The organism is Ruegeria sp. ABF4_144 (assembly GCF_056160045.1).
Genome location: NZ_JBSWWK010000002.1, coordinates 348,469 through 358,363 on the forward strand (window position 1 = coordinate 348,469; position 9,895 = coordinate 358,363).

The 9,895-nt window shown below is 52.9% G+C and carries 7 protein-coding genes; 1 reads left to right on the plus strand and 6 read right to left on the minus strand.

Annotated features, from left to right (window positions below):
* Positions 1-85: 85 nt before the first annotated feature.
* The 3 genes from ACXAGD_RS19915 to ACXAGD_RS19925 all read right to left on the minus strand — a co-directional run bounded on the left by ACXAGD_RS19915 (position 86) and on the right by ACXAGD_RS19925 (position 6,337).
* Positions 86-4,150: a beta strand repeat-containing protein gene (locus ACXAGD_RS19915; RefSeq protein WP_475213255.1), complete on the minus strand. Its 4,065-nt coding sequence runs from the start codon at positions 4,148-4,150 to the stop codon at positions 86-88.
* 510 nt (positions 4,151-4,660) lie between these two features.
* The gene (locus ACXAGD_RS19920; RefSeq protein ID WP_475213259.1) at positions 4,661-5,191 is read right to left on the minus strand and encodes a hypothetical protein; all 531 of its coding nucleotides are present in this window, start codon (positions 5,189-5,191) and stop codon (positions 4,661-4,663) included.
* 342 nt (positions 5,192-5,533) lie between these two features.
* The gene (locus ACXAGD_RS19925; protein WP_475213262.1) at positions 5,534-6,337 is read right to left on the minus strand and encodes a glycosyltransferase family 25 protein; all 804 of its coding nucleotides are present in this window, start codon (positions 6,335-6,337) and stop codon (positions 5,534-5,536) included.
* A gap of 297 nt (positions 6,338-6,634) precedes the next feature.
* Between ACXAGD_RS19925 and ACXAGD_RS19930 the strand changes: the two genes are divergently transcribed.
* The gene (locus ACXAGD_RS19930) at positions 6,635-6,961 is read left to right on the plus strand and encodes a hypothetical protein (RefSeq protein ID WP_475213264.1); all 327 of its coding nucleotides are present in this window, start codon (positions 6,635-6,637) and stop codon (positions 6,959-6,961) included.
* Between the two features lie 109 nt (positions 6,962-7,070).
* On the opposite strand, the gene ACXAGD_RS19935 is transcribed toward ACXAGD_RS19930, so the two are convergent.
* The 3 genes from ACXAGD_RS19935 to ACXAGD_RS19945 all read right to left on the minus strand — a co-directional run bounded on the left by ACXAGD_RS19935 (position 7,071) and on the right by ACXAGD_RS19945 (position 9,879).
* Positions 7,071-8,474 (minus strand): sensor histidine kinase, encoded by a 1,404-nt coding sequence (locus ACXAGD_RS19935; RefSeq protein WP_475213266.1) that lies wholly within the window; start codon positions 8,472-8,474, stop codon positions 7,071-7,073.
* On the minus strand, positions 8,452-9,114 hold the full coding sequence (locus ACXAGD_RS19940; protein WP_475213268.1) for a response regulator transcription factor: 663 nt from the start codon (positions 9,112-9,114) through the stop codon (positions 8,452-8,454). Before ACXAGD_RS19940 ends, ACXAGD_RS19935 begins: the two co-directional genes overlap by 23 nt.
* A 285-nt stretch (positions 9,115-9,399) precedes the next feature.
* On the minus strand, positions 9,400-9,879 hold the full coding sequence (locus tag ACXAGD_RS19945) for an invasion associated locus B family protein (protein ID WP_475213272.1): 480 nt from the start codon (positions 9,877-9,879) through the stop codon (positions 9,400-9,402).
* Positions 9,880-9,895: the final 16 nt, after the last annotated feature.

The window sequence follows — 9,895 nt, forward strand, 5'->3', positions numbered from 1 at the left end:
CAATCATGGCCTCCCCTCGAGCAAGTGCCCTTATAGGGACGGTGCCCACTGCGTCGCTCTACCGAGCGACGCAGTGGTTCTCTCATCAGAACGACCAGTTCAATCCTGCGCGCAGGAAGGGACCTTGAGCGTCGTTTCCGATTTCCTGTTCAGCCGTAGCCTCGAACCGCATGTCCTGCAGCAGGTCTTTTTCATACCCCAAAACAATGCTCGCACCGGTAAAGTCTGTGGACGCAAACGTCAGTGTCTCCGTAGAAGAGAACACGGTGACATCGGCGCTGGTGTCCCCCAGCCCTCGGCGCAGGACACCGCTGAGCTGGCCAGAAATGATACCGCCTTGCCCAAGGTCCTTTTCGATTTCCGCACCAAGCCGGGCTTCGATCACTTCAGTTGTGGCTGACCCGACAGACGCATTGGCGACGGACCTGGTTTCCGTGTATCCATCGTCCTTCTGACGAGTGTAGCGAACTTCGCCCAGACCCAGCAGGTCGAAGTCCTCGCTTACATCAAAGGATCGCTCGACACCGATATGGGCAGTCAACAACTGACTGTCATAGTCCGCATGCGCATCCGTGCTGCCCGTGATCTGACGCGTCCGATCCGTAGACAACCACCCGTAGCCAAACCCGGCTTCGAGACTGTAAGCACCAATCTGACGCCCAATCGCGGTATCCAGATAGAAACCAGTAGTGTCAAAATCGGTTGTGTCGGTATCACCGTCGGCATTGAAAACACCTATACCCAAGGCCATTGAGAGGCCATTGTCCAGTTGCCCTGAAAGCCCGGCGCTACCGTTGAAGAGCGTGATGTCGGTATCGTTACCAGGTACAGTTTCAAACTGACGGTATTCGGCATCTATCATCGCGTAGGGTCGGAATCCCGCAAAGGTAGGAACCTCCTGCCGGAACGCGAACCCGCGTGAGACCTGCGCCGGTTGACCGTACCTCAAAGCTTCACCTGCGCCGCCTACAACGCTCCCGAAGAAAGCTGTGACATCGCTGGATATTCCAAGATCACCACCATCCACGACAGCGTAGACAGGTGCCGATCCGCCTTCATCCTGAACAAACCAGGCTGATCTGCCGTCAGAAACCCGTGTCGTGAAAACACCCGCGCTGGGTGCAGCATCTTCAAAGTAGAAGACGTTGCTGCCACCTTGCGCATCCAGATTTACATTGTGGTCCTGCACCCGGATCAGACCGGTCACCTGATCCTGACTGTCGATATTCAGAGCACCCGAACCCGTGCCCAAAAAGATCGCATAGGCCATGCCGCCGTCAGATGATGCCGATATTTGGCCCACATCTGAAATGACACCGTCAAAGTTCTCAAAGTACAATCCGTAGGCTTCGGACGATGCACCGCCATTGGCCGTTGCTGTGATGGTGCCTGTGTTCGAAAACGTGGCTTGCATGTCCTCGACCCAGACACCTGCGGCCAAAGCCTTGGCGCTGGCGGTGGCATTCACGGTGTTCGCGGTCGCGCTGATCGAACCGGTGTTCGTAACGGATGCGGTCACGTCGTCGTACAGCAATATGCCCTGCGCTCTGAGGTCCTCGGCCCCCTGTGCCAGAACTGAAATGCTGCCACTGTTTGTGACGCTTCCTGTGGTATCCCCGCGAATGTAGATACCGCGGGCTGTGGCGTCATCTTTCTGAGAAATACTCACCGTATCGATAGTGCCGGAATTGGACAGGTTGCCTTCAAACCCGTGGCGGACATAAAGACCGCTGGCATAGGCAGAACCAGTATCCCCTTCGGCCCGAACTGTGATACTGCCGCTGTTGGTGAAGTCCCCTTCCAGAGAAGGGTCTTCATCACTGGAAACTTGGTTGCGCACATAGATCCCGAAGGCCTCGGATTCGTCATCTGTGGTCGTGGTTGTCACGCTTATCGTGCCAGAGTTCACGACGTTGCCAACGATCCCATCGTTGACCTCGAAACCTGCAGCAAAGGCGCTTTCGAACCCTGTCGCGGCTGCTGTGATCGAGCCGCTGTTGGACAGATTGCCTTCCATCCGATCTTCGACAGTCAAGCCGGTTGCAAATGCCTCGGAGGTATCAGACGTCGCAGTCGCAGTGATCGAACCGGAGTTCTGAAAACTCCCCTCGAAATCGTCGTCGATTTTAAGACCTGCTGCATTTGCCTCGGAATCAGCCTGAGCGCTAACAGAGATTGAGCCGCTGTTGGTTGCGTCGCCTTCCAGATCATTGGCAATAAACAGGCCAAAAGCTTCGGCACTGCCGTTGTCGGACTGAGTGTTGACAGTAAGCGCACCAGAGTTGGCAAAGTTTCCGATCAGATCATCGCGCAAGAAAACACCAGTTGCGCTCGCGTCATTGGCATTCTGCGCGCTGACGGAAATCGAACCCGCGTTGGCAATATTCCCGGTGGTGACATCTTCAAAATAGACACCTGCCACGTCCGGCGTGACTGCAAAGGGCGGGCGTGGTGGGCGCGGCGGGCGCGGCCCGGTTGCCTCGGTGCTGACCGAGTTTACCGAAATCGTACCGGTGTTGGTGAAGTTCCCCGTGTACTCATCATCCAGGTGAAAGCCCCGCGCAGTTGCGCCCGATACTCCGGTCGTACTCACCGAAACAGTTCCGGAGTTGCCAATATCTCCGATCATATCCCCATCAACATAAAAGGCGACGGATTCAGCGTCGTCACTGGTAGACGAAGCCTGGACGGTGACCGTGCCACTGTTTGTTATGTTGCCGTCGAGGTCCGAGTCCACATAGAAAGCATATGCTTCAGCAGAATCCGTTCCGCCCTGAGCCTGAACCGTCAACGTACCGCTATTGTCGAAGTCGCCGGTAAAGGTGTCATCGAGATAAATACCATATGCCGTGACTTCGCTGGCACTGATCGCGGACACCGTCAGGACCCCGCTATTGGCAATGTTGCCCGTCATGGTGTCGCTTACATACAGACCGAACGCCTCAACACTATCAGATGAAGTGCTGGTTCCACGAATGTCGATCGTGCCTGAGTTCGTGAAATTCCCATTGAGGTTACCGGACAGGTAGAAGCCCGAGGCGCTGACCTCGGTAGACGCTTGCCCAATGGCACGGATGGTTCCACTGTTCGAGATACTTCCGTTGGTATCACCTTCGACATACACGGCGGCGGCATCGACACTGCCGGAAGAGGCGGATGCATTTGCGGTGATCGTTCCGGTATTGTTGAAGTTCCCGTTCAGATTGCTTTCCAAATGGAAAGCCCAGGCCGTCGCAGACGTTTCGGCAGACGCGTTAGCCGTCACCGTCCCGTTGTTGTTGACGTTTCCGGTCATATCGCCGCTGACACGAACGCCAATGGCATCAGCGGCGCTGCCGTTACCCATCGCGCTTGCGGAAATAGTCCCGGAGTTGTTCAGGTTCCCGTTCAGATTGTTTTCCGCAAGGATGCCAAATGCTTCCACAGTCGAGCCGTTTTCAGCAGTAGCTGAAATCGTTCCGCTGTTGCTGATGTCAGTTTCGACGTCATTCACAAACAACATGCCAGTCGCGCCGGCGAATTCCGACCCGGCGGCGTTCGCGGTGGCCTTGATGGTTCCAGAGTTTGAAACGGTTGCAGTCGCCTCAGCGCCTCCAACGAATACAGCACCTAACGCGCTGGCACCATTGCTTGATGTCGAATTCGCTGTCGCACTGACTGTTCCAGTATTTGCGAACGTGCCGCTGTAGCCCCCTAGAAAAAGAAACCCGAGGGCAGAAGCCCCGCTGGTACCGTTCGCCGCGATGTTGATATTTCCATTGTTATTGATGGCACCGGATGTTTCGAGATTGCCAACCAAGACAACACCGATCCCGAAGGGAACTCCGGCAGCCGGGCCTGTGATTGTGCCGTTGTTGGTGGCCGTGCTTGAATAGTTTGTGGTGATTTCAACCGCCGGAACCGCACCGGTGGTCAAGTTGATTGCCCCCGTTTCCGTAATCGTTACGTCGACATCAGTTGAAACCACTGCCTGTGTGTTCTGTGGCGTGGAAATAACCTGAGCCTGGGCGGTCCCCACCGTTAGGGCAGACACAGACACCGACGCAAGGAAAAGCGATGGTGCAACACTCGCCACCCGTCCTTTCCATTTGACCAAACGACCCCCTCGCGCCACACGATCGTGGGCGCGCTCTGCTGCGCAGTCCTTCATTTTCCGATTACCCCCTCGGAATTAGTGTTTTGTTAACTTTTGTTTTAATGGCTAGCTAAATTCAAAGCTGGGCACAAATGTGACCATTAGTTTAAAACACGTAAGATATGCGCGTATTGCACAGACAACACACAACATATCGATATGATACTTAGCTTTTTCAGCTCTTTCGCACCGATGGTACCATACAAAAAGAACGATCAAAACGGGGTTGCAAAAGTGACTTGTAGCAGGAACTTTTGGGGCAGAACCCACTGATTTTTGTCTTCAGACGTTGTTCATCACCCAAAAAATTCGAGCGGTGACATGTCTAATCTTTTTTGGCTCAGCGACGCGCAGATAGGTTGTCTTGAACCCTATTTAGCTGATTACCCAAAGTCGATTGGCTCCCATGAGAGTGAGATTACAAGGCTGACTGCTTCTAAACAGCCCCAAAAGACGTTGGGAAAAACGCAAGTCTCCGTTGCCAGAAGCAACGAAAGGCTACCGCCGGAGAACGAGTGGAGTGTACTAGTCGAACCCTTCAGCGACCAGGGCATCAAAGTCTATCAACAGACTTTCTCTGGCTTGACGGCGTCGGGATCTGGGTAAGGTGCTGACGTACTTTTGCATCTGCCGAAAGCGTACAGCACGTGACGTATTCCGGATTGTGCTGATCTGCCCGGATGCTAGGAACACCAAAAGGCCAATGACAAACACCTCGCTGGCAAGCGAATAAGGGAAACTTCCGCCTGACGCAAAAAGACCAATGCAAATTCCAGTGCCAAGTGCCACTGCAGCCCAACGACCACCAATACCGATTGCTTTCCAAATGGGCTCAATGCCTTCGCCCCTTGGAGACCACCCGCCCCAGAGCGCCGCGGTGACTATGATACCCGCCGTGTAACGAGGCCATTCGATAACGCCGACAAGTTCAGAGAACGCAGCCATCAAACCAATGCCGAGAACGCACAGCCGAGCCGCCGCCAAACGTTTGACAAACGTCTTGCTTTCCAACGGTGTGCTTTTGGAAATCCGGTCAAACTCGGGCGTCGTATTCATTTAATCTTGCTTGGCCGCAATTAAGGTTGAGACGCTTATCTTAAAGTTGCCTATTTTTTTCAAGCAGTTAGATGAGTTCACGGCAGCTTACCCAGTGTCAGCCTTCTGGGTACCGGGCTGTGGCAGGTCGTCTGCAACAAGCAGACTGAAACCGAAATATTCGGACATCTGATCTTGTGTGACCTCCGCCCTCATCGGCAACCCGTTTGCATCGTCGAAGAGGTGGAATTTGGTCAATACCCACCTCTCAAGCTGCTAAAACCAACCAAGGAATAGATGGGCTTGCACCTGAGGCCAACCTATTTTCTGTGTGGTGCAGAGATCTGCTGATATCACGCAGGCTCAAGGGTTTTCAGCATAGGCCGCTGGTGGCAGGAACTGTTCCGGACGAAATGACAAGTGTCTTCGTTCCCCAAACAACAGGCCCTGGCAAAACGCTCCTGCTTCCTCAAGAGACACAGAAAGCCGCTTGAGTTTCGCCTTTGTCCATGAGGTGTTTTGATAGACCGCGTAGGCTTGCGGAAAAGGGGGTTCCAGATGTTGTGGCCCAAAGTTTGCTTCCCTGTCAAAAACATCGAGCTGAACAGCCAAACACGGTTCGACCTGCATCTGCTGCGTCCAGTTTCGGGTCCACAAGAACGCCTCCATCATTGAATAATGGGTGGCTTCGCTCAGCAGCTTCTGCGCCACTTTCGGGCCCAAGATATAGGCGGCTGCCCCACGTTTGTTTTTATAGATTTTCCGAGAAACAACCTGCAGCTTTGGGTTTTGCCAGGCCGGGTTTCGTCCAACCGTGTGTTTGTAAGAAGCATACTCAATATCGTAAATGCAATTCCACGGCTCGTTCCGGGAATCGATGTAGTCGAGAACCGATTTAAAGCTGTTGGACAGCAGTACGTCGTCTTCCAGAACGCATACCTTTTCAGCTTGGTGCGCAACTCGTTCCCAAACAAGCCGGTGCGAAAACGTGCATGCAATATCCTGCGCTCTGATTTTTCGGGTCCATTCATTGGCAGCTTTTTGTAATGTGCTCTCGGACAAGTCGCGGACCGAGACTGCATCTATGAACTCTATCTCCAGCCCAAGCCGCGAAGCTTGGCGTTGCTGAAACTCCCGGCGCAACTTGTTTTGAGGCAGATTGATCATCACTATTTTCATGTTGAGACCTTTGTTCTGACCGGGTTGGAACTACCGGGGCCGGAAGGGAGTATTTGGTAACGACGCCATTCGGGTGATCTGCAAAGCCTGCTGCTGGCGACGTTGTCGGAGTTCAAATCGCACCTGAACAGTCGAACGGGGTTTGGAGACATGTCTGCAATTACAGCCCTGTTGACGTCTTTGCCGCGAAAGTTTGGCGTGCCGTAAGACGATCGACTTCGTCGAATGCTCGGGTGACGAGTTTTAGGACCTGAATTCAACAGGGCTCTCTAAATCCACCCCCAAATGAACGCTATGATTGCGGCGTGCACACTGATTTCAGCGATCGCAGCCAGAGGGTTTCGGTTGGGTGATTTTCCGTTTTCAAGCGTGTTCCAACCGAGCCGCTCAGCTTCGTTGATCCGTACTAAGTACATGTGCCACAGCAAGTACCGACTGCGATCAGCCAAGACCAAAACCAATGCACCAAAGCCCATCAAAGCTGACCTCAACGTGCAAACGATTGCAGAAAATCCTGCGCCATCTGGATGGCGGCTACTTGTGTCTTTCACTCCAGAAAACTGTTCGGGATTGCTCGAAAATGCCGACAAAACTGCGATCCTTGCCTACTGACGGAATCAAAACTTGTCTTCACTTCACCCGCGAAGATTACGTCAGGATTACAGTTCGGAAAAAAGTCGTGCCTGTTATCTTTTTGTCAGCGTCTTTGCGGAACCTGACGCTACACTGCGTCTGCAGTCTTGGATTCCTTCACAACGAGCCGTGCTTCCAGCCCTCTGGACGATCCAGGAATAGGCGAGGCAAAGGACAGATCCAGTCCCGATTGTTCCGCCAGAAGCGTGGAAATCGTTATCCCAAGCCCCAAGCCTTTTGCACTGCGCGCTCTAATCTCTTTTCTGGGGTCTATTTCGAAAACTTCACAATCATTACGTATTCTGATTTCAGACGCACTTGATTGTTCCAGCGTCACTTCTGACCCTTCGGGGCTGTATCGCAGCGCGTTTTCAAGAAGGTTCGAGATAATTATCCCAAACGCATCTTCGTCTACTTTGATCATCACTGGTTCTTCAGACAATTGGGCTGTTACTCGGTTCTCGTATGCGGGGTGTCGATTGAAATCCGATACAAGCAACTGCAAGATTTCGTTGACATCTGTCGCCACATCCACGCGACCGATCTGACGCTCGACCCTCGATAGCTGAAGCAAACGATCGATCAAATGGGCTGCCCTTTTCGCAGAATGTTCGATTTCACGCGCTTTTTGCTGACAATCGGCAACATTGTCCGTCTTTTTCATCCGTTGGGCCTGAGCGAGTATGACGGCCAACGGGGTTCGCAATTCATGGGCGACATTGGCTGAAAACTCACGCTCAAGGCTTAGAGCTTTTTTTAATTTACTCATCAGCCTGTTGATACTTTGGATTGCCGGGCGAGCCTCGGAGAATACTACCGAAGAATCCAGCGGTACGAGGTTTTCCACCGATCGCGCTTCGATGTCGTCAACAAAACGGGTAACGCTGTTCTGCAAAGTCTGGGCCATAAAATTTCCGGCCAGAATAACAGTGGGCACCAAAAGCAATATGCCCAGCAGTACCAGACCCATTATTTCGGCCAATATAAACAAGGCCTCATGGGAGTCCTTGGAAAACTGAACAACCAGCCCCCTTTGAGGCAGCGATTGAGTGAAGAACATGCCTTTGTTCGTTTCACTGAACCCTTGGCTCAAGCTGACGTCGTCAAAAAACCCGGGGGGTGTTTCCGGTGTAACAACCAGCAGCTGACCCGAAGACAACCTGATAGCAATACGTTGGTAGTAGTCGGGCTCGTCACCTTCAAGTTCCTCGCCTTCCGGGTCCTGCAGGAAATCCAAAAGTCGCTGAAGCCGCTCAAGCATTTCTTGATCCGGAGGAACCCGCGAAACATCCGGTAGTTGATCGGCGATCAAATAGGCCGCGGCCCTCGCGAATTCGGTTTGCTCTTCGGCAAGGTGCCTGTCGATATTGATCTTTATCGCAATCGCAACCACACCAAGTATCGGAACAAGAAGCAGGGCACTCCACAAAGTAAGTGACCTGATGAGGGCAAATTTTAAGCTTTTGAAATCAGGCATCATGTCCAAGCGCATATCCTATGCCCCGATGCGTAGTGATAACACGTTGCCCAAGCTTTGCGCGAATACGGTTTATATGTACGGCAAGAGCATTGCTTTCGATTGCTACGTCAAACGAATACAGAGCATCCAAGAGAATGTCGGTCTGTACAATCTGGTTGCGACGCCGGGCAAGGCACTCCAACAAAGCCCATTCGCGACGTGTAAGGTTGATTGTTGTTTCCCCGCGCTGGACCCGGTGGCTCTGCAAATCGATATCAATTTCACCTATCTGGATTTGTTCAGCGAGGTTCCGCAGCGACCGGCGTGTTACCGCTTCAATTCGGGCAGACAGCTCATCCAGATCAAAGGGCTTAACAATGTAATCGTCGGCCCCTGCTTTCAAACCTGCAATGCGATCCCGTATTTGGTCCCGGGCAGTTACAACGAGCGTCGGAGTTGTATTTCCACGCTGGCGCAGAGATTTTAGAAAATCCAGACCAAACCCGTCCGGGAGTTGAAGGTCTAACAAAACGAGGTCGTACACGGTGGTCGCCACAGCAGCATGGGATTCGTCGAGGGACTGAAACCAATCCACCGTGTTGCCGTCGGCACGCAGATGCTCGCACACGGCCGCCGCCAGTCTTTTTTCGTCTTCAACGACCAGAATGCGCATACTCTATCCAACTCGAAGTATCCTGCACTACATCACCAGACATAGACCTCGCACAAGATGGTTGGCTTGTTACACCGCTCGGACAACATGAATTCAAGGGTCTTGCCGCATCTATCGCCAGATAGCAGGTACGATATCGAACACAGAAGAACGCTGCGAACAGTGTCACATCCTTCGGATACTGCCCGCATTTTGAAGAAACGAAAGATCTGTCTTCATCTTTACGATACCGCTCGTCCTTCAGTCGTGAAGGTCGACGGTCAAATCCAGATGACGTGACTGGTATCACGGCAATAGATCGGACACCTTGCTGAATCCCGCCAGATCAAAGCCAAAAGATATCGGGTCGCCGACCCGGTTTTTGCCTTCAATCGTCAGCTGATCCCCGGCCCGCATCGCCGACATCCAATCAGATGAAACAGGAGAGCGAGCAAAGCAGCCTTGCGCTTCGCATGTCAGAAAATCAAGACGAGCAACCTCAGCGCCATCGACCTTGGCGGTCAGCCCTTCGGAAAACAGCAGACCAAACGGCAGGGTCAGCACGGTTTCGGTCTCATCTTTCCCTGCGGGCTTCACGAACGCAATAGAGGTCAGTCTCTGATTATTCTCGGTCAAAACGATGCTCTGGGTCATTTCACAGATCAGCTCGGTACCGTTGACCAGATTGCTGCAGTTGACCGACCACAACGGCGCGTTGTTTTCTTGTGCGGCAAGAGGAAATGCCAACCCCAACGTGGCCCCCAACGCGCAAATCCAAGTTTTCATACTGCTGTTCCTCATT